The sequence below is a fragment of the Shinella sp. GW821-FHT10F02 genome, from assembly GCF_058809275.1.
The window spans coordinates 107,749-134,149 of record NZ_JBXASL010000002.1 but is presented as its reverse complement, the minus strand read 5'-3'; the positions used below and the strand labels follow the sequence as shown (position 1 = coordinate 134,149).

At 64.1% G+C, this 26,401-nt stretch carries 28 protein-coding genes; 22 read left to right on the top strand and 6 right to left on the bottom strand.

Going from position 1 to position 26,401, the window contains the following annotated elements:
* Positions 1–38: 38 nt before the first annotated feature.
* On the top strand, positions 39–935 hold the full coding sequence (locus tag AC1RWL_RS06595) for a LysR family transcriptional regulator (RefSeq protein ID WP_493093967.1): 897 nt from the start codon (positions 39–41) through the stop codon (positions 933–935).
* 3 nt (positions 936–938) lie between these two features.
* On the opposite strand, the gene AC1RWL_RS06590 is transcribed toward AC1RWL_RS06595, so the two are convergent.
* Both AC1RWL_RS06590 and AC1RWL_RS06585 read right to left on the bottom strand, forming a co-directional pair.
* Complete coding sequence (locus AC1RWL_RS06590) at positions 939–1,247, bottom strand: putative quinol monooxygenase (protein WP_493093966.1); 309 nt, start codon at positions 1,245–1,247, stop codon at positions 939–941.
* A 14-nt stretch (positions 1,248–1,261) separates the two neighbouring features.
* On the bottom strand, positions 1,262–2,275 hold the full coding sequence (locus AC1RWL_RS06585) for a zinc-binding alcohol dehydrogenase family protein (RefSeq protein WP_493093965.1): 1,014 nt from the start codon (positions 2,273–2,275) through the stop codon (positions 1,262–1,264).
* Between the two features lie 237 nt (positions 2,276–2,512).
* Between AC1RWL_RS06585 and AC1RWL_RS06580 the strand changes: the two genes are divergently transcribed.
* Together AC1RWL_RS06580 and AC1RWL_RS06575 are read left to right on the top strand one after the other, a co-directional pair.
* Positions 2,513–3,667: a CaiB/BaiF CoA transferase family protein gene (locus AC1RWL_RS06580; RefSeq protein ID WP_493093964.1), complete on the top strand. Its 1,155-nt coding sequence runs from the start codon at positions 2,513–2,515 to the stop codon at positions 3,665–3,667.
* A complete protein-coding gene (locus tag AC1RWL_RS06575) occupies positions 3,667–4,800 on the top strand; it encodes an extracellular solute-binding protein (RefSeq protein WP_493093963.1) in 1,134 nt (377 codons plus the stop codon). Before AC1RWL_RS06580 ends, AC1RWL_RS06575 begins: the two co-directional genes overlap by 1 nt.
* Positions 4,801–4,804: 4 nt before the next feature.
* Here AC1RWL_RS06575 and AC1RWL_RS06570 read toward each other — a convergent pair whose 3' ends face one another.
* Positions 4,805–5,332 (bottom strand): MaoC family dehydratase, encoded by a 528-nt coding sequence (locus AC1RWL_RS06570; protein WP_439615650.1) that lies wholly within the window; start codon positions 5,330–5,332, stop codon positions 4,805–4,807.
* Positions 5,333–5,395: 63 nt separating this feature from the next.
* Positions 5,396–6,184, bottom strand: a complete 789-nt coding sequence (locus AC1RWL_RS06565; RefSeq protein WP_256116561.1) for an IclR family transcriptional regulator — start codon at positions 6,182–6,184, stop codon at positions 5,396–5,398.
* A 159-nt stretch (positions 6,185–6,343) separates the two neighbouring features.
* Here AC1RWL_RS06565 and AC1RWL_RS06560 point away from each other — a divergent pair, with 159 nt between their 5' ends.
* The 19 genes from AC1RWL_RS06560 (at position 6,344) to AC1RWL_RS06470 (ending at position 24,365) form a co-directional block, all read left to right on the top strand.
* Positions 6,344–7,654, top strand: coding sequence for a type 2 periplasmic-binding domain-containing protein (locus tag AC1RWL_RS06560; protein WP_493093962.1), 1,311 nt, complete (start codon positions 6,344–6,346; stop codon positions 7,652–7,654).
* Between the two features lie 124 nt (positions 7,655–7,778).
* Positions 7,779–8,675 (top strand): carbohydrate ABC transporter permease, encoded by an 897-nt coding sequence (locus AC1RWL_RS06555; protein WP_493093961.1) that lies wholly within the window; start codon positions 7,779–7,781, stop codon positions 8,673–8,675.
* Between the two features lie 5 nt (positions 8,676–8,680).
* A complete protein-coding gene (locus AC1RWL_RS06550) occupies positions 8,681–9,547 on the top strand; it encodes a carbohydrate ABC transporter permease (RefSeq protein ID WP_493093960.1) in 867 nt (288 codons plus the stop codon).
* Positions 9,548–9,550: 3 nt separating this feature from the next.
* A complete protein-coding gene (locus AC1RWL_RS06545) occupies positions 9,551–10,648 on the top strand; it encodes an ABC transporter ATP-binding protein (RefSeq protein WP_493093959.1) in 1,098 nt (365 codons plus the stop codon).
* Between the two features lies 1 nt (position 10,649).
* The gene (locus AC1RWL_RS06540; RefSeq protein ID WP_493093958.1) at positions 10,650–11,768 is read left to right on the top strand and encodes a mandelate racemase/muconate lactonizing enzyme family protein; all 1,119 of its coding nucleotides are present in this window, start codon (positions 10,650–10,652) and stop codon (positions 11,766–11,768) included.
* A gap of 3 nt (positions 11,769–11,771) precedes the next feature.
* Positions 11,772–12,101, top strand: a complete 330-nt coding sequence (locus AC1RWL_RS06535; RefSeq protein ID WP_493093957.1) for an L-rhamnose mutarotase — start codon at positions 11,772–11,774, stop codon at positions 12,099–12,101.
* A complete protein-coding gene (locus AC1RWL_RS06530; RefSeq protein ID WP_493093956.1) occupies positions 12,094–13,188 on the top strand; it encodes a Gfo/Idh/MocA family protein in 1,095 nt (364 codons plus the stop codon). Before AC1RWL_RS06535 ends, AC1RWL_RS06530 begins: the two co-directional genes overlap by 8 nt.
* Before the next feature lie 81 nt (positions 13,189–13,269).
* Positions 13,270–13,722, top strand: coding sequence for a MaoC/PaaZ C-terminal domain-containing protein (locus AC1RWL_RS06525; protein ID WP_435265639.1), 453 nt, complete (start codon positions 13,270–13,272; stop codon positions 13,720–13,722).
* A 21-nt stretch (positions 13,723–13,743) separates the two neighbouring features.
* Positions 13,744–14,478, top strand: a complete 735-nt coding sequence (locus AC1RWL_RS06520; RefSeq protein ID WP_493093955.1) for an SDR family oxidoreductase — start codon at positions 13,744–13,746, stop codon at positions 14,476–14,478.
* 35 nt (positions 14,479–14,513) lie between these two features.
* Positions 14,514–15,791 (top strand): L-fuconate dehydratase, encoded by a 1,278-nt coding sequence (locus AC1RWL_RS06515; protein ID WP_493093954.1) that lies wholly within the window; start codon positions 14,514–14,516, stop codon positions 15,789–15,791.
* Between the two features lie 84 nt (positions 15,792–15,875).
* On the top strand, positions 15,876–16,487 hold the full coding sequence (locus tag AC1RWL_RS06510) for a cupin domain-containing protein (protein WP_493094463.1): 612 nt from the start codon (positions 15,876–15,878) through the stop codon (positions 16,485–16,487).
* A gap of 138 nt (positions 16,488–16,625) precedes the next feature.
* A complete protein-coding gene (locus tag AC1RWL_RS06505) occupies positions 16,626–17,564 on the top strand; it encodes an ABC transporter substrate-binding protein (protein ID WP_493093953.1) in 939 nt (312 codons plus the stop codon).
* A gap of 63 nt (positions 17,565–17,627) precedes the next feature.
* Entirely contained in the window at positions 17,628–18,467 is an 840-nt protein-coding gene (locus AC1RWL_RS06500) for an ATP-binding cassette domain-containing protein (RefSeq protein ID WP_493093952.1), read from the top strand.
* Between the two features lie 38 nt (positions 18,468–18,505).
* Positions 18,506–19,474, top strand: a complete 969-nt coding sequence (locus AC1RWL_RS06495; protein ID WP_493094462.1) for an ABC transporter permease — start codon at positions 18,506–18,508, stop codon at positions 19,472–19,474.
* 1 nt (position 19,475) lies between these two features.
* Positions 19,476–20,567 (top strand): phosphotriesterase family protein, encoded by a 1,092-nt coding sequence (locus AC1RWL_RS06490; protein ID WP_493093951.1) that lies wholly within the window; start codon positions 19,476–19,478, stop codon positions 20,565–20,567.
* A gap of 26 nt (positions 20,568–20,593) precedes the next feature.
* On the top strand, positions 20,594–21,358 hold the full coding sequence (locus AC1RWL_RS06485; protein ID WP_493093950.1) for a glutamine amidotransferase: 765 nt from the start codon (positions 20,594–20,596) through the stop codon (positions 21,356–21,358).
* Between the two features lie 21 nt (positions 21,359–21,379).
* On the top strand, positions 21,380–22,288 hold the full coding sequence (locus tag AC1RWL_RS06480; RefSeq protein WP_493093949.1) for a PfkB family carbohydrate kinase: 909 nt from the start codon (positions 21,380–21,382) through the stop codon (positions 22,286–22,288).
* Positions 22,289–22,293: 5 nt separating this feature from the next.
* Positions 22,294–23,127, top strand: a complete 834-nt coding sequence (locus tag AC1RWL_RS06475; protein WP_435265631.1) for a BtpA/SgcQ family protein — start codon at positions 22,294–22,296, stop codon at positions 23,125–23,127.
* Positions 23,124–24,365 carry a Zn-dependent hydrolase gene (locus AC1RWL_RS06470; RefSeq protein ID WP_493093948.1) on the top strand — a complete coding sequence of 414 codons (1,242 nt, stop codon included), beginning with the start codon at positions 23,124–23,126 and terminating at the stop codon, positions 24,363–24,365. The genes AC1RWL_RS06475 and AC1RWL_RS06470 overlap by 4 nt, the downstream gene beginning before the upstream one ends.
* Here AC1RWL_RS06470 and pncB read toward each other — a convergent pair.
* Positions 24,362–25,666 (bottom strand): nicotinate phosphoribosyltransferase, encoded by a 1,305-nt coding sequence (gene pncB / locus AC1RWL_RS06465; RefSeq protein ID WP_435265629.1) that lies wholly within the window; start codon positions 25,664–25,666, stop codon positions 24,362–24,364. The genes AC1RWL_RS06470 and pncB overlap by 4 nt on opposite strands.
* Positions 25,667–25,718: 52 nt before the next feature.
* Entirely contained in the window at positions 25,719–26,345 is a 627-nt protein-coding gene (locus AC1RWL_RS06460) for a TetR/AcrR family transcriptional regulator (protein WP_493093947.1), read from the bottom strand.
* Positions 26,346–26,401: the final 56 nt, after the last annotated feature.

The following is a 26,401-nucleotide window of genomic DNA, read 5'->3' as shown; positions in this document are numbered from 1 at the left end:
GCTTTGATCCGGAAATCATAATTCGGAAAAGCCGATCAATGCTGCTTGAGAACCTGTCTCTCTTCCTGCGTATCGTCGAAAAAGGCGGCCTCGCCGTCGCGGGCCGCGAGGTCGGGCTTTCGCCCGCGACCGTCTCGGAGCGTCTTGCCGCGCTGGAGGCCTATTACGGGGCGACGCTGCTCACCCGCACGACGCGCGCCATCAGCCTGACGGAGGAAGGGCGGGCGCTCGTCGAGGGCGCCCGGCGGCTGCTGGCGGAGGCGGAGGAGCTGGAAAGCCGCGTGCGGCGCGGCGCGGACGTCATTTCCGGTCCGATCAGGCTGAGCGCGCCGGAAGATCTCGGCCGCCGCCTGCTGGTACCCGTCATCGATGCTTTCCTCACGGACCACCCCGCGGTGACGATCGATCTCAACCTGACGGATGGTTATGTCGATCTCGTCGGGCAGGGCATGGATTTCGCCATCCGGCATGGTGTGCTCGCGGATAGCAGCCTTCGGGCGAAACCGCTCGGCGACAACAGCCGCATCGTCTGCGCCTCGCCCGCCTATCTGGAAAGGCACGGCACGCCGCAGCATCCGGACGAACTCGAAAACCATGAATGCATCGTCATGCGCTTTGGGCAGAACATCGACCGCGAATGGTCCTTCGTCATCGACGGCGTGGTTCGCAAGGTCACAGTGCACGGCCGGCGTGTGGTGAACGACGGCGGGCTGGTGCGCCAATGGTGCAAGCAGGGGCTGGGCGTCGCGCTCAAGTCGATCCGCGACGTCGATGCCGATCTCGCATCCGGCGCGCTGGTGGAGCTGCTCAAGGATTTTTCCACCGGCAGCACAGCCTTGCAGATCGTCTATCCGCCGAGCGCCGTCCAGCCGCGGCGCGTGCGCCTGTTGATCGAGCGCATCGCCGCGGTCCTTTCACCGGGCCGCGGCGCGTAGTCGTCAGGCGGATACCTGGTCGAGGAAGATCAGGCGCAGCGGCTCGGCGAGCAGGTCGTCGATCGTCACGGCGAAGGCCTGGAAATAATCCGCCGCGATGTGCTCATCCAGCGCCGCCTGGCTTGCGAAGGCTTCGCGCATATAGAAGGTGCCAGGCTCCTCACGCAGCTCGAAGAGCACGTAGTCGAGGTTTCCGGGCTCCGCGCGGGTCGGCTCGATGAGGGCGAGCAGGCCCGCGCGCAGTGCGTCCCGCTTGCCGGGTTTCGCCTTCAGGACGGCGATGGCGATGAGTTTTTCGGCTGGTGTCGTCATGGTGATGTCCCTCCTCAGAAGCCTTCGAGCACGATCTTGCCCTTGGCCTTGCCGGATTCGATGAGCGCATGGGCGCGCTTGAGGTTTTCCGCGTTGATGGCGCCGAAATGGTCGGCGAGCGTCGACTTGATCTTGCCGGCATCGACCAGTTCGCTGATGCGGTTCAGCAGGTCATGCTGCTTCTCGATATCGGCGGTGGCAAACAGCGAGCGGGTGAACATCAGCTCCCAATGCAGCGAGATCGACTTGCGCTTCAGCGGCAGGGCGTTCAGCACCTTCGGATCGTCGATCAGGCCGAACCGGCCCTGCGGCGCGATCAGCTCGACAATGTCGGCGAGATGGTCGTCCGTGTTGGTCGTGGAGAAGACGAAGGCGGGTTGGCCGATGCCGAGCGCCTCGATCTGAGGGGCCAGCGGCTGACGGTGATCGACGACATGGTGGGCGCCGAGCGCCTTTACCCAGTCCTGGGTTTCCGGCCGGGACGCGGTGGCAATCACCGTGAGGTCCGTCAGGGCGCGGGCGATCTGGATGGCGATCGAGCCGACACCGCCGGCGCCGCCGATGATCAGGATAGCATTTGCAGCACCCGCAACCGGACGGGTCACCTCCAGCCGGTCGAACAGCATTTCCCAGGCGGTGATCGACGTCAGCGGCAGGGCTGCGGCGGCGGCGAAATCGATCGACGCCGGCTTCCTGCCGACGATGCGCTCGTCGACGAGGTGGAACTCTGCATTGGTGCCGGAGCGGTTGATCGCGCCGGCATAGAAGACAGCGTCGCCCGGCTTGAACAGGCTGGTTTCCGGCCCGACGGCGGTAACGACACCGGCGGCATCCCAGCCAAGCACCTTCCAGTCGCCCGGTTCCGGCTTGGCGGAGGCGCGGATCTTGGTATCGACCGGGTTGACCGAAACGGCCTTTACCTCGACGAGGATATCGCGCCCCTGCGGCTCGGGCCGCGGCAGGTCGAAATCGACAAGCGCCGTCGCGGCGTCGATCGGTTGCGGGGTCTGGTAGCCAATGGCACGCATTTCAATCTCCTGAATGTGCAAAAGTCGGTTCGTATGGGGTGAAGATAGGACCATACGGCATGCACCGATAATTTGCCGAAATCCAAAATGATAATTCGAATTTTTCGAAGTTGTCTTCTGGGCGTGCCGTGCGGGGCCTTCGGCGTTGACAAGCGGCCACGAAATTCTCATATATAAAATAGTAATTCAAATAAGAATTCTGCGGAATCTTTCGGGGCGTCGCAGGGAGGAGCCTTCATGCAGGATGAACCCGGATTGCTCGCCGGTCTGACCGTGGTCGATATGAGCCAGTTCCTTTCCGGTCCCTATTGTTCGCTGCGGCTGCTGGATCTCGGCGCCCGGGTCATCAAGATCGAGCGGCCCGATGGCGGCGACCTGTCGCGCCGGCTCTATCTGAGCGACACCGAGGTCGGCGGCGATTCGACGCTGTTCCACGCCATCAACCGTGGCAAGGAGAGCCTCGGCATTGACCTCAAGAACCCGGACGATCTCGCCTTCCTGCGAAAACTCATCGCCAGGGCCGACGTGCTCATCCAGAATTTCCGGCCGGGCGTCATCGAGCGCCTCGGCCTGGATTATGCGGCGGCGAAGGCGATCAACCCGGCCATCGTCTATGCCTCGATCAGCGGTTACGGCGAGGATGGCCCCTGGGTGATGCGGCCGGGGCAGGATCTTCTGGCGCAGGCGCGTTCCGGCCTGATGTGGCTGAACGGCGACGAGGAGCAGGGGCCGGTGCCCTTCGGTCTCGCGGTCGCCGACATGCTGGCCGGCGCCAATGCCTGCCAGGGCATTCTGGCGGCGCTGGTGCGGCGCGGCATTTCCGGCAAGGGCGCCCATATCCAGACGAGCCTGCTCGAAGGTCTGGTCGATTTTCAGTTCGAGGTGCTGACGACCCATCTCAACGACGGCGGCCGCAAGCCGAAACGCTCCGGCTTCCGCAGCGCGCATGCCTATCTTTCCGCGCCCTACGGCGTCTATCCGGCGAAGGACGGCTATCTGGCGATCGCCATGACGCCGCTCGGCCGGTTGCAGGATCTCTTGCAGATCGAGGCGCTTGGCATCTATCGCGACGACAGCAAGGCGTGGTTCACGGCGCGCGACGCGATCAAGCGGATCATTGCCGAACGCATCGCGACCGAGACCGTCGATCATTGGCTGTCCATCCTCGAACCGGCGGATATCTGGTGCTCCAAGGTGCTGGAATGGCCGGAACTGCTGGCGAGCGACGGTTTCCAGATGCTCGACATGTTGCAGACCGTCACCCGCGAGGACGACGTCTCGATCGGCACGACCCGCTGCCCCGTGCGCGTCGATGGCCGCCGGCCGCTCGGCGGGCAGGCGGCGCCGCGAGTCGGCGAACATACCGGCCGCATCCGGGCGGAGTTCGCTTGATGCGCACTACATTGAAGGGCATGACCTGGAGCCATCCGCGCGGTTACGATCCGATGGTGGCCTGCTCGGAAAATTGGCTGCAGAAGACCGGCGTCGCGATCGAATGGGACAAGCGGTCGCTGCAGGATTTTGAGAGTTTTCCCGTCGAGGAACTGGCGCGCCGTTACGATCTCATCGTGATCGACCATCCGCATGTCGGCCAGATCACGGCGGAAAACTGCCTTGCGCCGCTGGACGTGGCGAGCCGGAAAGCCGGCTTCGCAGCGTTGGCCGAAGGCTCTGTCGGCAGATCCTTCCCGAGCTATAATTGGCAGGGCCGCCAATGGGCGTTCCCGATCGATGCGGCGACGCAGGTGCTGGCGTTCCGGCCGGACCGTCTCGACGCGCCGCCGACGACCTGGGCGGACGTTCTCGACCTCGCAAAAGCCGGCGAGGTGCTGTTGCCGCTGCGCCCGCCGCATTCGCTGATGTGCCTGTTCACGCTGTGCGGCAATCTCGGCCACCCGTGTTCGGTGGAGCGGGACCGGCCGTTTGTCGATGCCGAAGTCGGCGTCCAGGCGATCGAGATGATCCGCGAACTGGCGGCGCTCGTCGAACCCGCCTGCATCGGTATGGATCCGATCGCCGTGCTCGACCTTATGGGCGAAGAAGGCGCGCGTTACAGCCTCTCGCCGCTGATCTATGGTTATGTCAGCTATTCCCTTGATGGTTTTCGCGCAAACCGCATCGCCTTTGCCGACATGCCGGTTGCTGGCGCAGGCGGGCCAGCCGGATCAGCGCTCGGCGGCACGGGCATCGCCGTCTCGGCGTTTTCGGAGAACCGCGAGGCGGCCATCGATTTCGCCTACTGGATTGCGGGCGGTACGGTGCAGGCCGATCGCTACTGGCGCTCCGGCGGCCAGCCCGGCCATGCCGCGGGCTGGGAGGACGAGGCCGCCAATGCCGCGACGCTCGGCTTCTACCAGAACACCCGCCGGACGCTGGAAGGCGCGTGGCTGCGGCCGCGCCATGACGGCTACATGCCGTTCCAGGAGGCGGCGTCGCAGCGCATCAACCGGGCCGTGACGAGCGCGGAGCCGGCGGCGAAGGCCGTTGCCGACCTCAACGATCTGTTCGTGAAGAGTTTTCGCTAGGCGCTCACGCCTCCGGCTTGCCGTCCCGGTATTTGACCGTCTGGATGTGCTCGCAATAGAGCACCAGCTCGCCCTCGCCCTTGAAGACCTCGTAGGAGGCGCGGATGAGGCCGAGCGCGTCATACTTCGGCTGTTTGTCGAGGTTGGTGCGGATCGTATAGATCGTGTCGCCGATGAAGACGGGCTTGATGAAGCGCAGGCGGTCGTAACCGTAGGAGAAGGCGTTGACGCAGTTGGTCGCGACCAGCCCGAGCCCGGCGGAAAACACGAAGGCACCGGCCACGAGGCGGCGACCGAACAGGCCTTCCGTCTCGGCAAAGATCTGGTCGCCGACATAGGGGTGCATGTCGAGCACCAGCGCGTTGAACTGCATCGATTCGCCTTCGGAAATCGTGCGGCGCAACGAGCGGATCTTATGGCCGACCGCGAAATCCTCGTAGAACCAGTTCTCCGAATTCCACACCGGCAGGGCAGCATGTGCCTCCGGCATGGTCTTGGGATGGGTGCTTTCGATTCCAACGGTCGACGTCATGCAGGCCTCCTCTGAATGAGGAGACCATGCCACAGAAGAATGATCCATTCAAATACGAATTGATTAATCGCCGGGCTTGAAGTCGGCGCCGGTCATTTCGGAAAGCTTGCTGGTCGTCTCGCTGATGAGCTGGATCGTCGTGGAAATGTCGGGCGCCACCGGCGTGTTGATCAGCGTGATATAGGGCACGGTCAGGGCGGCGATCGCGGTGCCGTCCGCGCCGAGCACGGGGGCCGAGAGGTTGATGACGCCGGCCGTCTGGGCGCTCGGCATCATCTCGTAGCCACGCGTGCGGATGAGGTCGAGCCGCGCCAGGAATTCCGGCGTCACGCGCCCGTCCGTGCCGCCATCGCCGACATGTTCGGCGATCATGCGCTCGCGTTCCAGCCCCGGGCGGAAGGCGAGCAGGACATGGCCGGAACCCGTGTCGAACAGGCCGATGCGCGAGCCGACGCGGATGGAAATCCCCCAGTAACCCGGGGCTTCCTGCTGGGCGATGACCACCGGATTGCCGCGGTCGAAGACGACGAGCTGATTGGCCTGGCGCGAGGCTTCGGCAAGTTCGCGCATCAGCGGCACGGCGAAGGAAACGAGCCGCCGCACGGGGGCGTGGAGCTGCGCGAGGCCGAAGAGTTTCAGCGTCAGCGAGAAGCGGTCGCCGTCGATGCGCGTGACGTAGCCGCGTTTCACCAGTCGGTCGAGCATGCGGTAGAATTCGTTCGGGCTGCGGTCGAGACGCTTGGCGATTTCCGCCTGGGTCAGGCCGCCATCGACGCCGGCGAGCAGTTCCAAGATGTCGAGGCCCTTGTCGAGCGCCGGCGCGCGGTAGCGATCGTTTTCGTCTTCCGACACCTGAAATCCCTCTAGTGAATGTGTAAATTCATATACGCAGAAATACCCCATGGCAATGCCGGAATCCGGTTTTCCGCTTGACGATGAATGAATAATTGGTTTGTATATGAATGAAGCTCTTATTGGTGAGGGCTGGCGAAAGCCACATGGGAGGAGAACATGTCGAGATTTCTAGCCGGCGTCGCGGTCGGTGCATTGATGTGCGCGGGTTCCGCGTTCGCTGCCGACCTGCCGGGAAAATTCGAGGGCGTCACCGTCGATGCGAAGCTCATCGGCGGTCAGCAGTATGAGGCGCTCTACGCACGCATCGCTGAATGGGAAAAGGCGACGGGCGCCAAGGTGAACGTTCTATCGAAGAAGAACCACTTCGAGCTGGACAAGGAAATCAAGTCGGATATCGCAACGGGCAACATCACCTGGTGCGTCGGCTCGAACCACTCGTCCTTCGCCCCGCAATATCCGGATATTTATACCGATCTTTCGGCGCTGCTGCCGAAGGAAGAGATCGACGCCTTCGTGCCGGCCAACATCTCGTCCTCGACGCTCAGCGGCAAGCTGGTGATGCTGCCGCGCGCGCAGTTCGACGTTTCGGCGCTCTACTACCAGAAGAGCCTCTACCAGGACGACGCCAAGAAGGCGGCGTTCAAGGAGAAATACGGCTACGACCTGACCCCGCCGGACACCTGGCAGCAGGTCACCGACCAGGCGACGTTCTTCTCCAATCCGCCGGATTTCTACGGCACGCAATATGCCGGCAAGGAAGAGGCGATCAACGGCCGCTTCTATGAGATGCTGGTGGCCGAAGGCGGCGAATATCTCGACGCCGACGGCAAGCCGGCCTTCAATTCCGAAGCGGGCGTGCGTGCCCTCGACTGGTTCGTCAACCTCTACAAAGCGAAGGCCGTGCCGGCCGGCACGACCAACTATCTGTGGGACGACCTCGGCCAGGGCTTTGCCTCCGGCACCATCGCGGTCAACCTCGACTGGCCTGGCTGGGCAAGCTTCTTCAACGACCCGAAGTCGTCCAAGGTCGCCGGCAATGTCGGCGTGAAGGTGCAGCCGGCGGGTTCTTCCGGCAAGCGCACCGGCTGGTCCGGCCACCACGGCTTCTCGGTCACGGAAAGCTGCGCCAACAAGGAAGCGGCCGCCTCGCTCGTCTGGTTCCTCACCAACGAGGACAGCCAGAAGCTGGAATCCTCCGCCGGTCCGCTGCCGACGCGCACGGCCGTCTGGGATTTCAACATCAAGCAGGCTGAAAGCGACCCATACCGCAAGGAAGTGCTGACCGCCTTCCAGGAAGCCGCAAAGAACGCCTTCGCGGTGCCGCAGACGGCATCGTGGATCGAGATCTCCAACGCCGTCTATCCGGAGCTCCAGGCCGCCATCCTCGGCGACAAGACCTCCAAGGAAGCGCTGGACGCCGCCGCCGAAAAGGCGACGCAGATCCTCGAAGACGCCGGCGCGCTCTGAGACCAACCTGTGGCGCCGGGCAACCGGCGCCACTTGCCACCCCTTTTGACATTTCGGAAAATTTCAACGCCGCCGGTTTCGGCAGGCGGTTTTCCCTGCATTCGCGAAGACTGGAGAAGCCGATATGAAAGGCTGGAGGCCACCGGCACCGTTTCTGCTTCTGCTGCCCGCCATCCTGGTGCTTGCAGCCGTCGTCATCGTCCCGCTGATCCTGTCGCTCTATTCGAGCTTCACGCCGTTCCGTCTGACGCAGCCGGCCTCGCTCTACATGTTCGTCGGCTTCCGCAACTATGCGCGCATCCTGACCGACCTGGAGTTCTGGACGGCCTTCGGCCGCACCGTGCTGCTTTTGACCATTGCGCTCAATGTCGAGATGCTGCTCGGCCTCGGCCTTGCCATGCTGGTGGAGAAGGCGACACGCGGACAGCGTCTGCTGCGCACCATCATGATGTTCCCGATGATGTTCTCGCCGATCCTTGTCGGCTTCCAGTTCAAGTTCATGTTCAACGACAATATCGGCCTGGTGAACAACGCGCTGCAATCGCTCGGGCTGACCGACCAGGCGATCCCGTGGCTGATCGACGGCACGCTCGCCTTCACGGCGATCCTGATCGCCGAAGTCTGGTCGTCCACCTCTGTCTTCGCGATCCTCATCCTCGCAGGCCTGCTCGCCATGCCGAAGGAGCCGATCGAGGCGGCGCGCGTCGACGGTTGCACGCCCTGGCAGACATTCCGCTACGTCACCTGGCCCTTCATCATGCCCTTCGCCTATATCGCCATGACCATCCGCTCGCTCGACGTCGCGCGTGCCTATGACATCGTCAAGATCATGACGGATGGCGGCCCGGCCAAGCGCACGGAGCTGCTGTGGACGCTGGTCTCGCGCACCGCCTATGCGGACGCCCGCATGGGCCTCGCCAACGCCATGGCCTATGTCGCGATCCTGCTCTCCATCCTCTTCACCGTCTATTTCTACCGCAAGCTAGCGGCAGCGCGGACCCAGATTGCGGCGGAGTGGTAAGTAAGATGAACGAGAACGCAAAAGCCCGTATCAACGGCATCCTCCTGTCGATCGCGCACAAGATTGGCCTGTTCCTGGCCATGACCGTCATCTGCCTGCCGGGGCTCTGGATCGTGCTCGCCTCGTTCCGGCCGACGGTCGAGATCATGGCAAAGCCGCCGGTCTGGATCCCGCAGGACCTGTCGCTCGATGCCTATGTCGCGATGTTTTCCGGCGTGGGGCAGGGTGGCATTCCGGTCATCGAATATTTCCGCAATTCGCTGATCATCTCCGTCACCTCGACGGCGATCGCGCTCGCCATCGGCATGGCCGGCGGCTATGCCTTCGCGCGCTTCCGCTTCAAGGCGAAGTCCTCGATCTTCCTCGGCCTGATGCTGACGCGCACCGTGCCCGGCATCGCGCTCTCGCTGCCGCTGTTCTTCGTCTATTCGAAGCTCGGCATCATCGATACGCATTTCGGGCTGATCATGGCCTATGTGGCGCTCAACGTGCCCTTCACCATCTGGCTGATCGACGGCTTCTTCCGGCAAGTGCCGAAGGATCTGGCGGAGGCCGCACAGATCGACGGCTGCACGCGCTGGCAGGCCTTCTGGCAGGTGGAGTTTCCGCTCGCCGGCCCCGGCATCGCTTCCGCCGGCATCTTCGCCTTCCTCACCTCGTGGAACGAGTTCGCGCTCGCCTCGCAACTCACCCGTTCCGTCAACTCCAAGACCCTGCCCGTCGGCCTGCTCGACTATACGGCGGAGTTCACCATCGATTGGCGCGGCATGTGCGCGCTGGCGGTGATCATGATCATCCCCGCCCTCGTGCTGACCTTCATCGTGCAGAAGCATCTGGTTTCCGGCCTCACCTCCGGCGCAGTCAAAGGATAATCCATGGCAACCGTTTCTCTCGAAAAGCTGGTCAAGCGCTACGGCGCGGTCGAAGTGGTGCATGGTATCGACCTCGAAGTGGCGGACCGCGAGTTCATCGCGCTCGTCGGCCCGTCCGGTTGCGGCAAGTCCACCACGCTGCGCATGATCGCGGGCCTGGAGCCGATCTCCGGCGGCAACCTCAAGATCGGCGGCAAGATCGTCAACGACCTGCCGCCGCGCTCGCGCAACCTCGCGATGGTTTTCCAGTCCTACGCGCTCTATCCGCACATGACAGTGCGCGAAAACATGGGCTTTTCGCTGAAGATCGCCGGCCAGAAGCCGGAGGAGATCGCGCCGCAGGTGGAAGAGGCGGCCAAGACGCTCGACCTCACGCATCTGCTCGACCGTCGCCCCTCGCAGCTTTCCGGCGGCCAGCGCCAGCGCGTCGCCATGGGCCGCGCCATCGTGCGCAATCCGGAGGTCTTTCTCTTCGACGAGCCGTTGTCGAACCTCGATGCGAAGCTGCGCACGCAGATGCGGGTCGAGATCAAGAAGCTGCATGCCAAGGTCCAGTCGACGGTGATCTACGTCACCCATGACCAGGTGGAGGCGATGACGCTTGCCGACCGCATCGTCATCATGCGCGATGGCTATATCGAACAGGTCGGCACGCCGGAGGACGTTTTTCAGCGCCCGCAATCGAAATTCGTTGCCGGCTTCATCGGCTCGCCGCCGATGAACCTCAAGGATGCCGAGGTGGCGGACGGCCAGCTCGTCTTCGAAAACGGCGACCGCCTGCCGCTGCCCGCCCGCTTCAGGGAGCGTGTGACGGCCGGGCAGAAAGTAACTTTTGGTCTGCGCCCAGACGATCTCTATCCGGCTGGTCACGGCATCCATTCCGGCGAGGATGCCGATGTGCATGACCAGGATCTGCGGGTCATCCTCACCGAGCCGCTCGGCAACGAGACACTGGTCTTCGCCGATTTCGGCGGCGCCGAATGGGTCGGCCGCATGCTGAACCCGCGGCGGCTGACGCCCGGCGAAACGCTGCCGTTCTGCTTCGACCTGTCGCAGGCCCATCTTTTCGACCGCGACAGCGGCCGCACATTGCGAGGCTGACATGGCGAAGATCGAACGCATCGAGCTGAAAATGGTCGACCTTCGCCCGAAGGTCGAGCGCACGGACGCCATCCAGAGTTTCGTCAGCCAGGAAACGCCGCTCGTCACTATTACGGACAGCGATGGCGCGGTGGGCACGGGCTACAGCTACACGATCGGCACCGGCGGCTCCTCCGTGATGCGGCTTCTCGCCGATCATCTCGCGCCGCGCCTGATCGGCCGCGATGCCGACCAGATCGAAGCGATCTGGCACGAGCTGGAATTCGCCACCCACGCCACGACGATCGGCGCGATCACCTCGATCGCGCTTGCTGCGATCGACACCGCGCTGTGGGACCTTCGGGCTCGGAAGCAGAATCTGCCGCTGTGGAAGCTCGCCGGCGGGGCAAAGGATCGCTGCCCGCTCTACACGACGGAAGGCGGCTGGCTGCATATCCCGGTGGAAGCGCTCGTCGAGGACGCGCTCGACGCCAAGGCGAACGGCTTCACCGGCTCAAAGGTGAAGATCGGCAAGCCGCACGGTTCCGAGGATTTTTCGCGCCTTTCGGCCGTTCGCAAGGCGGTCGGCGATGGCTACGAGATCATGACCGACGCAAACCAGGGTTTTTCCGTCGACGAGGCGATCCGCCGTGCCGAGCGTCTGCGCGACCTCGATCTCGGCTGGATCGAGGAGCCGCTGCCGGCGGACGACATCGACGGTCATGTGCGCCTCAACCGGTCGACTGCGACGCCCATCGCCGTCGGGGAATCGCTCTATTCGATCCGCCATTTCCGCGAATATATGCAGAAGGGCGCCTGCTCGATCGTGCAGGTCGATGCCGGCCGTATTGGCGGTATCACGCCGTGGCTGAAGGTGGCGCATGCGGCGGAAGCCTTCGACATACCGGTCTGCCCGCATTTCCTGATGGAGCTGCATGTCAGCCTGACCTGCGCGGTGCAGAACGGCAAATATGTCGAATACATCCCGCAGCTCGACGACATTACCACTTCGCGCCTGACGATCGAGAACGGCATGGCGCTCGCGCCGATGACGCCCGGCCTCGGCATCGACTGGGACTGGGATGCGATCCGCAGCCGGTCGATTGCCGAATTCGAGCACGAGATCCGCAAGGGAGCCTGAGACATGCAGCGCATCGGCATGGTGATCGGCGTCAAGCCGGAGAAGATCGCGGACTACAAGCGCCTGCACGCTGCCGTCTGGCCGGACGTGCTCGCGATGATTTCCGCCTGCAATATCAAGAATTACTCGATCTTCCTGAAGGAGCCGGAGAACCTGCTGTTCTCCTTCTTCGAATATCACGGCACCGACTATGCCGGTGACATGGCGAAGATGGCGGCGGACCCGAAGACCCAGGAATGGTGGGCCGTCTGCATGCCCTGCCAGGCGCCGCTTGAGACGCGGAAAGAGGGGGAATGGTGGGCGAGCATGGAGGAGGTGTTCTTCCATGCCTGACTTCGACCCGAAATCGCTCTCCCAATCCTGGCCGCTGCCCTCGAATCCATGCCCGATCGTCACCTTCGGCGCGGGCTCCATCGTTGGCGACGCGCACTACCCGGCCTATCGCAAGGGCGGCTTCCCGATTGCCGGGCTCTACGACCCCGATCATGACAAGGCGAAGGCGCTTGCGGAAAAATGGGGCGTCACCGCCTACCGCACCGTCGAGGAAGCAGCCTCCGTCGAGAACGCGATCTTCGACCTCGCCACCCCGCCGGCCGCCCATGCCAAGGTGCTCGCAGCGCTTCCCGAAGGTGCTGCGGCGCTGATCCAGAAGCCGATGGGGGCCGATCTTGCGGCGGCGACTGAAATTCTAAAAATCTGCCGCGCCAAGAAGCTCAAGGCCGCCGTCAATTTCCAGCTGCGGTTTGCACCGATGATGCTGGCGCTGAAGGATGCGATCGCCAAGGGCCTGCTCGGCGAAGTGGTCGATTTCGACGTCTATCTCGCGCTCGATACGCCCTGGCAGCTCTGGTCCTTCCTCGAAGGCCTGCCGCGCATAGAGATCGCCATGCACTCGATCCACTATCTCGATGTCATCCGCCAGGTGCTGGGCGACCCCAAGGGTGTGCATGCCAAGTCGATTGGCCACCCGAACCATGCGATGGCGCAGACGCGCACCACCGCGATCCTCGACTATGGTGACCGCGTCCGCTGCGCCGTCTCGATCAACCACGACCACAAATTCGGCCGCAAGCACCAGGCCTGCGAGTTCCGCGTCTCGGGCACGGAAGGTGCGGCCTATCTCCAGCTCGGCGTCAATCTCGATTATCCGCGCGGCGAGCCGGACATCCTGGAAATCTATCCGAAGGGTGGCGATGGCTGGGTTACTGTGCCGCTTGAGGGGACGTGGTTCCCGGATGCCTTCGTCGGCCGCATGGCGAACCTCCAGCGCTTCGTTTCGGGCGAAGACGCCGAGCTCGTCTCCTCGGTGGAAGATGCCTGGATGACCATGGCGCTCGTCGAGGCGGCCTATGCTTCCAGTGCCGCGCCCGCCACCTCGCTCGCCGCCCGGCCCCAAAGCAATTCCAGCAAAAGTGCGTAGCGGTTTTGCGTCCGGAATTGCGTAAAAACAGAAAGTTAGAGCATTTTCGCGAAGCGGAAACGCTCTAGACAGGAACAGGACATGGAACAGGTCAGATATTTCGAGGACTATGCCATCGGCGACGGCCGCAAGACGATGGGGCGCACGATCACCGAGACCGACTTCGTCGTGCATGCGGGCCATACGGGCGATTTCTTCCCGCATCACATGGATGCGGAATTCATGAAGACGCAGCCCTTCGGCCAGCGCATCGCGCATGGCACCATGGTCTTTTCGATCGGCGTCGGGCTGACGGCGAGCGTCATCAATCCGGTGGCCTTTTCCTACGGCTATGATCGCATGCGCTTCATCAAGCCCGTCTTCATCGGTGATACCATCCACACCCGCGTGACGATAACGGCCAAGGAAGACGATCCGAAACGCGCCGGCTTCGGCCGCGTGATCGAGCGCACGGAAGTCATCAACCAGAAGGGCGAGGTCGTGCTCGCCGCTGACCACATCTACGTCGTCGAGCGCCGGCCGAACGCCGCCTGACGCCCCATCCAAGGAGCCATCATGTCTTTTTCTCTCGAAAACAAGCGCGTCCTCCTCACCGCCGCCGGCCAGGGTATCGGCCGGGCGAGCGCGATCGCCTTTGCGCGTGCCGGCGCCACGGTCGTCGCGACGGATATCAATGCCGATGCGCTGAAGAGCCTGGCGGGCGAAGCCAATATCGAGACCTATGTTCTCGACGTGCTGGACGACGAGGCGGTCACGCGCGTGATCACCGCCACCGGGCCGTTCGACGTGCTGTTCAACTGCGCCGGTTTCGTGCATGCCGGCTCGATCCTTGAGATGCCGGACAAGGATCTCGACTTCGCCTTCGATCTCAACGTGCGGGCCATGGTGCGCACCATTCGCGCGGTGCTGCCGTCGATGCTGGAGCGCAAGGATGGCGCCATCATCAACATGGCCTCCGTTGCCTCCAGCGTGAAGGGCGTGCCGAACCGCGCCGCCTACACCATCACCAAGGCTGCCGTCGTCGGGCTGACGAAGTCGGTTGCGGCCGACTATGTCGGGCAGGGCATCCGCTGCAACTGCATCTGCCCCGGCACGGTCGAAAGTCCCTCGCTTCAGGACCGCCTGAAGGCGCAGGGCGACTATGAGGCGGCGCGGGCGGCCTTCATCGCCCGCCAGCCGATCGGCCGCATCGGCACGCCGGAGGAGATCGCCGATCTCGCCGTCTATCTCGCCGGCGCCACCTATACGACGGGCCAGGCCTACGCCATCGACGGCGGCTGGACCATCTGAAATACTCGAAACCGACCATTGCAAGGGCCGCTCCCATGACCAAGATCACCAGCCTGCGTTCGATCGACCTGCGCTTCCCCACCTCGCAGAGCCTCGACGGCTCGGATGCCATGAACCCCGATCCGGACTATTCGGCCGCCTATGTCGTGCTCGGCACGGATGCGCCCGGTCTCGAAGGCCACGGCCTGACCTTCACCATCGGCCGCGGCAACGAGATCTGCTGCATGGCGATCGAGGCGATGAAACATCTGGTGGTCGGCCTCGATCTCGACTGGGTGCGTGAAAATCCCGGCCGCTTCTGGCGCCATGTGACGAGCGACAGCCAGTTGCGCTGGATCGGCCCGGACAAGGGCGCCATGCATCTGGCGACCGGGGCAGTGGTCAATGCAGTTTGGGATCTTCTTGCCAAGCAGGCCGGCAAGCCGGTCTGGCGCCTCGTCGCCGAAATGAGCCCGGAGGAAATCCTCTCCATCGTCGATTTCCGCTATCTCACCGACGCACTGACGCCGGAGGAGGCGCTCGCCATCCTCAGACAAGCCGAAGCGGGCAAGGCGGAGCGGATCGCGACGTTGGAGGCCGAGGGTTACCCCTGCTACACGACGTCAGCCGGCTGGCTTGGCTATGATGACGAAAAGCTGCGGCGCCTCTGCCAGGAGGCCGTCGACCAGGGCTTTACCCATATCAAGATGAAGGTCGGCCGCGATCTGGAGGACGACAAGCGGCGGCTCCGCATCGCCCGCGAGGTGATCGGCGACGATCGTTTCATGATGATCGACGCCAATCAGGTCTGGGAGGTCGGGCAGGCGATCGACTGGGTGAAGGAACTCCAGCCCTACAAGCCCTATTTCATCGAGGAGCCGACGAGCCCGGACGACGTCTTCGGCCACAAGACGATCCGCGAGGCCATCGCGCCGGTGAAGGTCGCGACCGGCGAGATGTGCCAGAACCGCATCATGTTCAAGCAGTTCATCGCCGAGGGCGCGATCGACATCGTGCAGATCGATAGTTGCCGCATGGGCGGCCTCAACGAGGTGCTCGCCGTGCTGTTGATGGCGGCGAAATACGACCTGCCGGTCTGGCCGCATGCCGGCGGCGTGGGGCTGTGTGAATATGTCCAGCACCTCTCGATGATCGATTACATCGCCGTCTCCGGCACGAAGGAGGGCCGTGTGATCGAGTTCGTCGACCATCTGCACGAGCACTTCATCGACCCCTGCCGCATCGAGAACGCCGCCTATATGCCGCCGTCTCTGCCGGGCTTTTCCATCGAGATGAAGCCGGAGTCGATTGCGGCCTATACGTTCGGCGGTTGAAGCCCTAGGCCTGCGGTCTGGACAGTCCTTGATTGAAGGATTTATGATCGCAACCCCGAACAATGCGATATGCACATCATGAATATGGTCAAGCCGCCTTTGCCGTCTGAAGGCCGGGAGGATAGAATCCAGTCGAATCCGGTGCGGCTCGGTGCGCGGTTGCGGCTGACGCGCCAGACGCGCGGGCTGACGCTGAAGGCGCTGGCGCTGGCGGCGGATTGTTCGGAAAGCCTGCTCTCGAAGATCGAGAACGGCAAGGCCTCGCCGTCGCTTCCCATGCTGCACCGGCTGGTGCGCGCGCTCGATTCCAACATCGGCTGGATGTTCGAGGAGACGGATGGCGAGGAGGGCGTGGTGTTTCGCGCCGGCACGCGGCCGCTCATCACGCTCGACCCGCTGCGCCGCGGCGAGGGCATCTCGCTCGAGCGCATCATTCCCTATTCGGCCGGCCATCTGCTCCAGTGCAACATCCACCATATCGAGGCGGGCGGCCAGAGTGCCGGGCCGATCCAGCATGTGGGCGAGGAGGTCGGCTATCTGCTGGTCGGCGAAATCGAGCTGATGATCGGCGACAAGACCTTTCGGCTTTCCGCGGGCGACAGTTTCGTGTTCAATTCCGAACTTGCCCACTGGTATCGCAATGTCGGGGAGGAGCGCGCCTCGATCTTCTGGGTCAATACGCCGCCAACCTTCTGATATCGTTTTCTAAAATCCTCTTCGACCGATTTTGCGAACCGGAAATTCAAGTAACTTGACATGCATTCAAGTTACTTGAATAATGCCTCTCGTAAATTCCTGTGGCCGCCAACGGCTTCAAACAAGGGGAACATCAAAATGGGTCGGACAAAATATCTTCTCGGCTGCGCTGCGGCCGCCACGCTGACGCTCATGAGCGCGGGCAATGCCTTCGCCGATACATTCGCACTCGTCACCATCAACCAGCAGGCACTGTTCTTCAACCAGATCAATGACGGCGCCAATGCCGCGGCCAAGGCTGCCGGCGTCGACCTCGTCATCTTTAACGCCAACAACGTGCCGTCCGCACAGAACGATGCGATCGAGACCTACATCACGCAAAAGGTCGACGGCATCATTCTCGTCGCCATCGACGTTAATGGTGTGAAGCCGGCGATCACCGCGGCCAAGAATGCCGGCATTCCGGTCATCGCCATCGATGCGCAGATTCCGGAAGGCGACAACATCGCCTTCGTCGGCGTCGACAACACGGCCGCTGGCGGCGATATCGGCAAGTTCTTCTCCGACTACGTGAAGAGCGACATGAGCGGTGCCGCCAAGGTCGGCGTTGTCGGCGCACTCAACTCCTTCATCCAGAACCAGCGCCTCGATGGCTTCAAGGCGGCGGTGACAGAAGGCGGCCAGAAGGTCGAGTTCCTCGACACCGTCGATGGCCAGAACGTGCAGGACGTGGCGCTCTCGGCCGCCGAAAACCTGATGACTGCCAATCCCGACATGAATGCGCTCTACGCCACCGGCGAGCCGGCGCTGCTGGGTGCGGTTTCCGCCGTTGCCAGCCAGGGCCGCGGCGACAGCATCAAGGTGTTCGGCTGGGACCTGACCAAGTCCGCAATCGACGGCATCGATCAGGGCTTTGTCACGGCCGTCATCCAGCAGGATCCGGCCGGTGAAGGCAAGGCTGCCGTGGAAGCGCTCGTCAAGGTCAAGAAGGGCGAGACGATCGAGCCGATCATCAACGTGCCGGTGACCATCGTCACTAAGGAGAATGTCGACCAATATCGCGACATGTTCAAGTAAGCCGTCCGCCGCTGCCCGGCCGGAAATCCGGGCAGCGGTGCTTTTTGGGAAGGGCCACTGAACATGACCGACACGCAAGTCAGCCGCGTCCGGATGACCGGCATATCCAAGCGCTATGGCGCGCTGCAATCGCTCGACAATGCCTCGTTGAACCTCATGCCGGGCGAAGTGCTCGGGCTGGTGGGCGACAATGGCGCGGGCAAATCCACCATCAGCAAGGTGCTTTCGGGCGCCGTCATCCCGGATTCCGGCACGATCGAGATCGACGGCCGGCCGGTCTCCTTCACCTCTCCGGCGGAGGCGCGGGCCGCGCGCATCGAGATGGTCTACCAGGACCTCGCGCTCTGCGACACGATCGACGTCGCCGGCAATCTCTTCCTCGGCCGCGAGCCGAAACGCCACATCGCCGGCGTGCCGATGCTCGACAAGAAGCTGATGCACGAGCGGGCACGCGACATGCTCTCCAATCTCGGCATCGTCATTCCCGATACGTGGATGAAGGTCGAAAACCTCTCCGGCGGCCAGCGCCAGTCGATCGCGATCGGCCGCGCCGCGTCCTTCGATCCCTCCGTGCTCATCATGGACGAACCGACGGCGGCGCTTGCTGTCGCCGAAGTGGAGGCGGTGCTCGAACTGATCCGCACCGTGTCCCGCCGTGGCGTCTCCGTCATTCTCATCACGCATCGCCTGCAGGATCTCTTCCTCGTCTGCGATCGCATCCAGGTGATGTATGAGGGCCGCAATGTCGCCGAGCGGCGCATCGAGGACACCAATATCGAGGATGTCGTCAATCTCATCGTCGGGCGGAAATTCGCTGCCCGTTCCGCCGGCCATCAGGCGAGCCACAGTCAGGCTGGCCACAATCAGGCCGGCCAAAATCAGGAAAGAGGCGCTTCCGCATGAGCTCCGAGCCCAACGCCTATTCCAGCCATCCGCCCCGCATGCGCGAGACGACCATGCTCGACAAGATCATCGCCAATGGCGGCGTCATGTCGATCGCGCTGTTCTTCGTCGTCTGCTGCTTCTTCTTCGCGGTAACGACAGACGCCTTCCTGACGGCGCCAAACCTGCTCAACATCATCCGCCAATCCGCGCCGCTGCTGATCGTCGCGGCCGCCATGACCTTCGTCATCACCACGGGCGGCATCGACTTGTCGGTCGGCTCCGTGCTGGCGTTGACCGCCACCCTTTCGGCGGCGGCCTTGCAGGCCGGCATTCCCTGGCCGCTTGCCATCGTCTTGATGCTGGCGCTCGGCGGCGTGGTGGGGCTGATCCAGGGCTATTTCATCGCCTATGAAAAGATCCCCGCCTTCATCGTCACGCTGGCCGGCCTTTCGGTGATCCGCGGCTTTGCTCTGCTCATCACCGGCGGCTATTCGATCCCCATCGAGCCGACCAGCCCCTTCGTGACGATCGGCCGGGCCTGGGTGCTGGGCATTCCGGCGCCGGCGCTCATCGCCATCGTCGTGCTTCTCGCCGCCTATGTCGTCTTCAACGAAACCCATTTCGGCCGCTACGTCACCGGCGTCGGCGCCAATGCGGAAGCGACGCGACGTGCCGGCGTCAACACGCGCCGGGTCATCCTTTGGGTCTATATCCTGTCGGGCACGGCTGCGGCGGCGGCCGGCGTCATCCTCTCGGCCCGCCTCGGCTCCGGCTCGTCCAATGCGGGGCAGGGTTTCGAACTCGACGTCATCGCGGCCGTGGTGCTGGGCGGCACCAGTCTGTTTGGCGGGCGTGGATCGCTGGTCGGCACGATCCTCGGGGCGCTCACCGTCGCGGTTCTGGCGAACGGCCTCATCCTGTCGCACCTGTCGCCCTTCTTCACGCCCATCGTCACCGGCTTCATCATCCTGGTCGCGATCTGGCTCAACTTCCGCCTGTTCAAGGGCGGGGCAAAGGGGCGCTGACATGCTCGACCATCTCTTTGCCGAGGAGCCGAAAAAGCGCCACCCGATCGGCGTGAACTCCGGAACCGCCATGACGGTCACCGGCCCGGTTCCGGTGGACAATCTCGGCGTCACTCTGATGCACGAGCACATCTTCCTCGATGGTGCGACGAGCTGGATCTGCCCGTGCCATCCCGACGAGAAGGCGATCGCCGAACAGAAGGTCGAGATCGGCATCATCGGCGAGTTGCGCATGAACCCCTATATGAACCGGGACAATGTCTCGCTCGACGACGGGGATCTCGCGCTCAGCGAACTCAAGCGCTTCCAGGCGCTTGGCGGCTGCACCGTGGTGGAGACGACGAATTTCGGCATCGGCCGCGACGCGGCAGGCCTTGCCCGCATCGCCCGCATGTCGGGGCTGCGCATCATCATGGGCACCGGCTTCTACCTCGAACACACCCATCCCGAATGGCTGAAGGCCATGAGTGTCGAGGACGTGACGCAGTTCATCGTCGACGATGTCGGCGGCGGCGAGAGCCAGCCGGAGATCATGGCCGGCATTATCGGCGAGGTCGGTGTCAGCCGCCATTTCACCGCCGAGGAGGAAAAATCACTGCGCGCCTCGGCGCGGGCGGCGCGCATCACCGGCCTGCCGCTTTCCATCCACCTGCCGGGTTGGGAGCGCCTCGCGCACCGCGTGCTCGACGTGGTAGAGGAGGAGGGGGCCGATCTGGCGCATACCGTGCTCTGCCATATGAACCCGAGCCACAGCGATCTCGATTACCAGATGGCGCTCGCGAAACGCGGGGCCTTCCTGGAATATGACATGATCGGCATGGACTACTATTACGCCGACCAGGATGCCCAGTCGCCCTCGGACGAGGAAAACGCCCGCGCCATTGCCGCCCTCGTCGACAAAGGGTTTGGCGACCGGCTGCTGCTGTCGCAGGATGTCTTTCTCAAGATCATGCTGACCCGTTACGGCGGCTTCGGCTACGGCTATATCCTCAAGCACTTCCTGCCGCGGCTGAAGCGGCACGGCGTGGATCAGGCGGCAATCGACCGCATGCTGATCGACAATCCCAAATCCGTCTTTTCCGCCGCGCGCTGAGCGCCGGCCTGTTTCAAGGAGTTCCCATGACCAAGAAGAAAGTCCTGCTCGCCGGCGAATCCTGGGTTTCGACCGCGACCCACATCAAGGGTTTCGACCAGTTCCCGACCGTCACCTACCACACAGGTGCCGATGAATTGTTGAGCGCCCTGAAGGAAAGCCCCTTCGACGTCAGCTTCATGCCGGCGCACGAGGCGCAGAAGGAGTTTCCGAGCACGCTGGAAGGCCTGCAGGCCTATGACGCCATCGTGCTCTCCGATATCGGCGCCAACACGCTGCTGCTGCATCCCGACACCTGGATCCACTCCCGCCGCACGCCGAACCGCCTGAAGCTGCTGCGCGAGTACGTTTCGAAGGGCGGCGCGCTGCTGATGTTCGGCGGCTACTATTCCTTCCAGGGCATCAATGGCGGCGCGCGCTTCCGCAACACTGCCGTGGAAGAAGTTCTGCCGGTCTCTTGCCTTTCCGTCGATGACCGCGTCGAAGTGCCGGAAGGTTTTACGCCGGTCGTTTCCGGCGATGTCTCCCATCCGATCCTCGCCGGCCTGTCGGGTGAGCTGCCCTACCTGCTCGGCTTCAACGAGGTGGTGCTGAAGGACGGCGCCAACCAGTTGATGACGGTCTCGTCCGAATACGGCTCGCTGCCGCTGCTCGTTACCGGAACCTATGGTGAGGGCCGCACGGTGGTCTGGACCTCCGATGTCGGCCCGCACTGGCTGCCGCCGGAATTCATCGCATGGCCGGGCTACAAGACGCTGTTCGAGCAGATGCTCGCCTGGGCGACCGACTAACGCAACGCCGCGGGGCCGCCCATGACCATCCACGTCGTCGGCAATGTCTGCGTCGATACGAGCTTTCGCCTGGAGCGGCTGCCGCAGCCGGGCGAGACGCTGAATGCCCTTGCGACCAGTGAAGGCCCTGGCGGCAAGGGTGCCAACCAGGCGGCCGCCGCCAGCCGCACCGGCGCGGATGTCATGCTGTGGGCGCCGGTGGGCAAGGATGCAGCAAGCGTTTGGATCGAGGGCGTCATCGCCGCCGAGATCCCGGCACTCCGGCTGACGCGCCTCGATCTTGCCTGCGACCGCTCGGTCATCATGGTCGATCCGTCCGGCGAGAACGTCATCGTCACGGCTGCCGCCTGCGCCGATGCTTTCGACCCGCTCGCCATGAGCGCGCTTCGAGAAACATGGACGGTGGGTGACATGCTGCTGATGCAGGGCAACCTGCGGGCAGGGGTCACCACCGCCTGCCTTCGCGCCGCGCGGGAGGCGGGGCTGTTCACGGCCCTCAACCCGAGCCCGCTTCCGGCGGAACCGCTCGACTTGGCGGCCGTCTCGCTGATCGTCGTCAACCGGCCGGAGGCGGAAGCGCTGACCGGGAAGGCCGATCCGGAGCAGGCGGCGCGCGCGCTGGTGGCGGCCGGTGCCGGTAGCGCGATCGTCACGCTTGGCGCTGAGGGCGCGTTTCTTCTCGATGCGGCGTCGGCCGTGCGCCGCCTTCCCGCGCGCGAGGTCGCAGCCATTGACGCCAGCGGTGCCGGCGATTGTTTCGCGGGCACGCTCGCGGGGCTTCTTGCGCAAGGCGCATCGCTTTCCGCCGCCGCGTCCATCGCGACGGAAGCGGCGGGGATTGCCGTCGGGCGCCCCGGCACGCTCGCCTCTTTCCCGACACGGGCGGAAATCTCCGCCCTCACCAAGACAACGAAACTGGAAAACGAGTGATCGACATGAGCAACCCTATCGGACGGCAGGACAACGATACGCTGAAGACGCTTTTCGGGCGCGACAAGCCGGTGATCGGCGTGGTGCATCTGCTCCCGCTGCCGGGTTCGCCGCGCTATGACGACGAGGGCGTGGAGGCGATCTACGAGCGCGGCCTGTCGGATGCCCGCGCCTATCTCGCCGGCGGCTGCGATGCGCTGATCGTCGAGAACCACGGCGACGTGCCCTTCGCGAAACCGGACCAGATCGGCCATGAGACCTCCGCGCATATGGCGGTCATTTCCGATCGCATCCGCCGCGAACTCGGCCGGCCGATCGGCATCAACGTGCTCGCCAACGCGTCCATCCCCGCGCTCGCCATCGCCTCGGCCGCCTCGGCCTCTTTCATCCGCGTCAACCAATGGGCCAATGCCTATGTCGCCAATGAAGGTTTCGTGGAAGGCGAGGCCGCGCGCGCCATGCGCTACCGCGCGCAGCTGCGCGCCAAGGGCATCCGCATTTTCGCCGATGCCCATGTCAAGCACGGCGCCCATGCCATCGTCGCCGACCGGCCGGTGGAAGAGCAGGTCAAGGACCTGGTATTCTTCGACGCCGACGTGGTTATCGCCACCGGCCAGCGCACCGGCCACGCCGCCGACCTCAGCTATATAAAAATGATCAAGGAAGCGGCCTCATTGCCAACATTGGTGGGCAGCGGCGTGACCCACGACAACGCAAACGACATCCTCTCCGTCGCCGACGGCGTGATCATCGCCAGCGCCCTCAAATATGACGGTGTGTGGTGGAATGCCGTCGATCCCGACCGCGTCAAGCGCTTCATCGCAGGCCTCGGTCGATGAAAAACGAGCCTGCGGTCAATCCCGACCGCCTGCTGCAATCCGTCTCCGACTTCGCGGCGATCGGCGCCACGCCCGCCGGCGGCGTTAACCGGCAGGCGCTGACGGCGGAGGACCGCGCCGCCCGCCGGCTGCTCGCCGATCGCGCTTTGGCGCGCGGCTTCGCCGTGTTCCAGGACGAGGCCGCCAATCTCTTCATCCGGCGCGAGGGCCGGGATGCTACGCTGCCGCCGCTCCTCATCGGCAGCCATCTCGACAGCCAGCCGACCGGCGGCCGCTTCGATGGCGCACTCGGCACGCTCAGCGCCTTCGAAGTTCTGGAAGCGCTCACGGACGCCGGTGTGGAAACCGAGCGGGCCATCGAGGTCGTCGCCTTCACCAACGAGGAGGGAAGCCGCTTTTCCCCGGGCTGCATGGGCTCCATGGCCTTTTCGGGTGCGGCAAGTGTAACGGACTGGCAGGCGGCGCGCGGCACGGACGATGCGCTCTTCGCCGACGAACTGCGCGCCACGCTCGACGCGCTGCCCGAAGCCGAGATCCGGCCCGCCGGCCACGCCGTCTCCGCCTTCGTCGAGCTCCATATCGAGCAAGGTCCCGTCCTCGAACGCGAAAACGTGCCGATCGGCATCGTCACTGGCGTGCAGGGCACGAAATGGCTGGAGGTCGCCTTTTCCGGCGAGGCGGCGCATGCCGGCACCACGCCGCTCGAATTCCGCAAGGACCCGATGGCCGCCGCCGCCGCCGCCATCGCGCGCATCCAGGACGGCATCATGCCATCTGATCCCGAGGCGCGGCTGACGGTCGGCCGCATTTCGGCCGAGCCCGGTTCCGTCAATGTCATCCCGGGCCGGGTGTCCTTCACCGTCGACATGCGCCACCCTGACGCCGAGGCCCTTGCCGCCATCGAGCGGCGCGTCCACGAGGAATGCCTTGCCGCCGCCAAACGCTGGGGCTGCGAAGCGGCGATCGCCCTGCGGGTCGACATGCCGCCCGGCCGCTTTGCCACCGCCGTGACGGTGGCGATCGCGGAGAGTTGTAACGTACTCGGCATCGCCAGCCGCCCGATGGTCTCCGGCGCCTTTCACGATGCGCTCTTCGTCAACCGCGTCGCTCCGTCTGCGATGATCTTCGTGCCGTGCCGCAACGGCGTCAGCCACAACGAGGCGGAATTCGTCTCCGACGAGCACATCGTCACCGGCGCGCGCGTCCTGCTGGGCGTCGCGTTGCAGCTCGCGTCCTAAACCTCCACCGGCCGCGCCTTCTGGCCGCCGACGCCGAAGACGCGGCGGTAGCGTTCGATTTCGGCTGGGTCGCCGGTTGCCTTGGCGGGGTTGTCGGAAAGTTTGACGGCGGGGCGGCCGTTGGCGCTCGTCACCTTGCAGACGAGCGAGATCGGGTCGAGGCCGTTGCCGCCATCCGGGTCGCAGCCGCGAAAATCGTTGGTGAGGTTGGTGCCCCAGCCAAAGCTCATGCGCACGCGGCCGTGAAAATGCCGGTAGGCCTCCTCGATCGAGTCGATGTCCATGCCGTCGGAGAAGATCAGCAGCTTTTCGCGCGGATCGCGGCCCTTCTCCTGCCACCAGCGGATGATCTCCTCGCCGCCGGCAATCGGCGGCGCGCTGTCTGGGCGAAAACCGGTCCAGTCGGCGAGCCAATCCGGCGCATTGGCGAGGAAGGCGGGCGTGCCGAAAGCATCGGGCAGGGCGATCAGAAGGTTGCCGTTGTAGAGCTGGCGCCATTCCTCCAGCACCTGGTAGGGCGCCTTCGCCAGCGCCGCGTCGTCCTCGGCAAGGGCTGCGGCCACCATCGGCAGTTCATGCGCATTGGTGCCGATGGCTTCGAGATCGGCGTCCATGGCGAGCAGCACGTTGGAGGTGCCGATGAAACGATCGCCAAGCCCCTCCTTCAGCGCCTCCACGCACCAGCGCTGCCACAGGAACCCATGCCGTCGCCGCGTGCCGAAATCGGAGATGACGAGGTCGGGCAATTGCCGCAACCGCTCCACCTTCTCCCACAGCCGCGCCTTGGCGCGGGCATAGAGGATATCGAGCGCGAAACGGCCGCGCTCGCGCATCGCGGCGCGCGATTTCAGCTCGTTGATGATGGCGAGCGCCGGGATTTCCCACATGGTCGTGTGTGTCCAGGGGCCGTCGAAATGCAGCTCGTACTGACCGTCGGCCTTGCGCAACTCGTAATCCGGCAGGCGGAAGGCGGCGAGCCAGGCGATGAAATCCGGCCCGAACATGCGCGCCCGGCCGTAAAAACTGTTGCCGGCCAGCCAGATCAGTTCCTTCTTGGTGAACCGCACGCTGCGGGCGTGGTCGAGCTGGGCGCGCAGTTCCCCCTCGTCGATGACATCGGCAAGCCGCACGCTCGTCGTGCGGTTGATCAGCGAGAAGGTCGCGTCGACGTCCGGATGCCGATGCCGGATCATCTGGAGCATCAGGAGCTTGTAGAAATCCGTATCGAGCAGGCTGCGCACGATCGGGTCGAGCCGGAAGTTATGGTCGTAAGTGCGGGTCGCGATGTCGGTAACGGCCATGCCGGCTACTCCGTTCAGTATCTCCGATGTCACTCATACCTGAACGCCGCGTTTATGAAACCAGCGGCCGCGAAGGCACATCTTTCTGAAGCCCGGTGGCGAGGAGGCGGGCGAGCGCCGCGACTTCCCGCTCCAGCAGCGCCGGCGTGATGCCGACGAAACGGCCTTCGAGGCTAATGGCGATGACGCCGTGCACGGCGGAAAACACGGTTCGCGCGCGGATCGCGATATCCTCGGCGGAGGCCTCCGGCATCTGGCGGGCGAGGGGTGCTGCGATCAGGCCGATGAGGAAGGCGTGTTCCGCCAGATGCCAGTCCGGAACGGCAACACCGTCCGGCATCCGGTGCTCGAACAGCGCCGACCACAGGTTCCGCTCGGCAAGCGCGAAATGCAGATAGGCAAGCGACAGGTTGAGGAAGGCCTCTTCGAGGCCGCCCGAAGACGGTAGCGCGACGTTCAGCGCCGTCTCCAGCCGCTTCAGCGTGCCGGAATTGACGTGGAGAACGAGCCCATCCAGATCGTCGAAGACGGTGTAGAGCCCGCCGAGCGCCGAGCCTGCGCGCTCCGCGATGTCGCGCGCCCGCAAACCCTTCAGGCCCTGTTCCTGAATGAGCTCCGTGCCGGCCGCGATCAGCCGCGTCTTCAGCTCTTCCTTCTTCTCCCGCCGCTTTTCCGTCATCGATGCCTCCTGTTTTGAACATCGTTCATTTAATACCTTGAACATCGTTCATTTTT

Excerpts from the sequence above, each read along its gene's own strand:
- AC1RWL_RS06595 (WP_493093967.1), top strand. The coding sequence starts at position 39 with ATGCTGCTTGAGAACCTGTCTCTCTTCCTGCGTATCGTCGAAAAAGGC.
- AC1RWL_RS06590 (WP_493093966.1), bottom strand. The coding sequence starts at position 1,247 with ATGACGACACCAGCCGAAAAACTCATCGCCATCGCCGTCCTGAAGGCG.
- AC1RWL_RS06585 (WP_493093965.1), bottom strand. The coding sequence starts at position 2,275 with ATGCGTGCCATTGGCTACCAGACCCCGCAACCGATCGACGCCGCGACG.
- AC1RWL_RS06580 (WP_493093964.1), top strand. The coding sequence starts at position 2,513 with ATGCAGGATGAACCCGGATTGCTCGCCGGTCTGACCGTGGTCGATATG.
- AC1RWL_RS06575 (WP_493093963.1), top strand. The coding sequence starts at position 3,667 with ATGCGCACTACATTGAAGGGCATGACCTGGAGCCATCCGCGCGGTTAC.
- AC1RWL_RS06570 (WP_439615650.1), bottom strand. The coding sequence starts at position 5,332 with ATGACGTCGACCGTTGGAATCGAAAGCACCCATCCCAAGACCATGCCG.
- AC1RWL_RS06560 (WP_493093962.1), top strand. The coding sequence starts at position 6,344 with ATGTCGAGATTTCTAGCCGGCGTCGCGGTCGGTGCATTGATGTGCGCG.
- AC1RWL_RS06555 (WP_493093961.1), top strand. The coding sequence starts at position 7,779 with ATGAAAGGCTGGAGGCCACCGGCACCGTTTCTGCTTCTGCTGCCCGCC.
- AC1RWL_RS06550 (WP_493093960.1), top strand. The coding sequence starts at position 8,681 with ATGAACGAGAACGCAAAAGCCCGTATCAACGGCATCCTCCTGTCGATC.
- AC1RWL_RS06545 (WP_493093959.1), top strand. The coding sequence starts at position 9,551 with ATGGCAACCGTTTCTCTCGAAAAGCTGGTCAAGCGCTACGGCGCGGTC.
- AC1RWL_RS06540 (WP_493093958.1), top strand. The coding sequence starts at position 10,650 with ATGGCGAAGATCGAACGCATCGAGCTGAAAATGGTCGACCTTCGCCCG.
- AC1RWL_RS06535 (WP_493093957.1), top strand. The coding sequence starts at position 11,772 with ATGCAGCGCATCGGCATGGTGATCGGCGTCAAGCCGGAGAAGATCGCG.
- AC1RWL_RS06530 (WP_493093956.1), top strand. The coding sequence starts at position 12,094 with ATGCCTGACTTCGACCCGAAATCGCTCTCCCAATCCTGGCCGCTGCCC.
- AC1RWL_RS06525 (WP_435265639.1), top strand. The coding sequence starts at position 13,270 with ATGGAACAGGTCAGATATTTCGAGGACTATGCCATCGGCGACGGCCGC.
- AC1RWL_RS06520 (WP_493093955.1), top strand. The coding sequence starts at position 13,744 with ATGTCTTTTTCTCTCGAAAACAAGCGCGTCCTCCTCACCGCCGCCGGC.
- AC1RWL_RS06515 (WP_493093954.1), top strand. The coding sequence starts at position 14,514 with ATGACCAAGATCACCAGCCTGCGTTCGATCGACCTGCGCTTCCCCACC.
- AC1RWL_RS06510 (WP_493094463.1), top strand. The coding sequence starts at position 15,876 with ATGGTCAAGCCGCCTTTGCCGTCTGAAGGCCGGGAGGATAGAATCCAG.
- AC1RWL_RS06505 (WP_493093953.1), top strand. The coding sequence starts at position 16,626 with ATGGGTCGGACAAAATATCTTCTCGGCTGCGCTGCGGCCGCCACGCTG.
- AC1RWL_RS06500 (WP_493093952.1), top strand. The coding sequence starts at position 17,628 with ATGACCGACACGCAAGTCAGCCGCGTCCGGATGACCGGCATATCCAAG.
- AC1RWL_RS06495 (WP_493094462.1), top strand. The coding sequence starts at position 18,506 with ATGCGCGAGACGACCATGCTCGACAAGATCATCGCCAATGGCGGCGTC.
- AC1RWL_RS06490 (WP_493093951.1), top strand. The coding sequence starts at position 19,476 with ATGCTCGACCATCTCTTTGCCGAGGAGCCGAAAAAGCGCCACCCGATC.
- AC1RWL_RS06485 (WP_493093950.1), top strand. The coding sequence starts at position 20,594 with ATGACCAAGAAGAAAGTCCTGCTCGCCGGCGAATCCTGGGTTTCGACC.
- AC1RWL_RS06480 (WP_493093949.1), top strand. The coding sequence starts at position 21,380 with ATGACCATCCACGTCGTCGGCAATGTCTGCGTCGATACGAGCTTTCGC.
- AC1RWL_RS06475 (WP_435265631.1), top strand. The coding sequence starts at position 22,294 with ATGAGCAACCCTATCGGACGGCAGGACAACGATACGCTGAAGACGCTT.
- AC1RWL_RS06470 (WP_493093948.1), top strand. The coding sequence starts at position 23,124 with ATGAAAAACGAGCCTGCGGTCAATCCCGACCGCCTGCTGCAATCCGTC.
- pncB (WP_435265629.1), bottom strand. The coding sequence starts at position 25,666 with ATGGCCGTTACCGACATCGCGACCCGCACTTACGACCATAACTTCCGG.
- AC1RWL_RS06460 (WP_493093947.1), bottom strand. The coding sequence starts at position 26,345 with ATGACGGAAAAGCGGCGGGAGAAGAAGGAAGAGCTGAAGACGCGGCTG.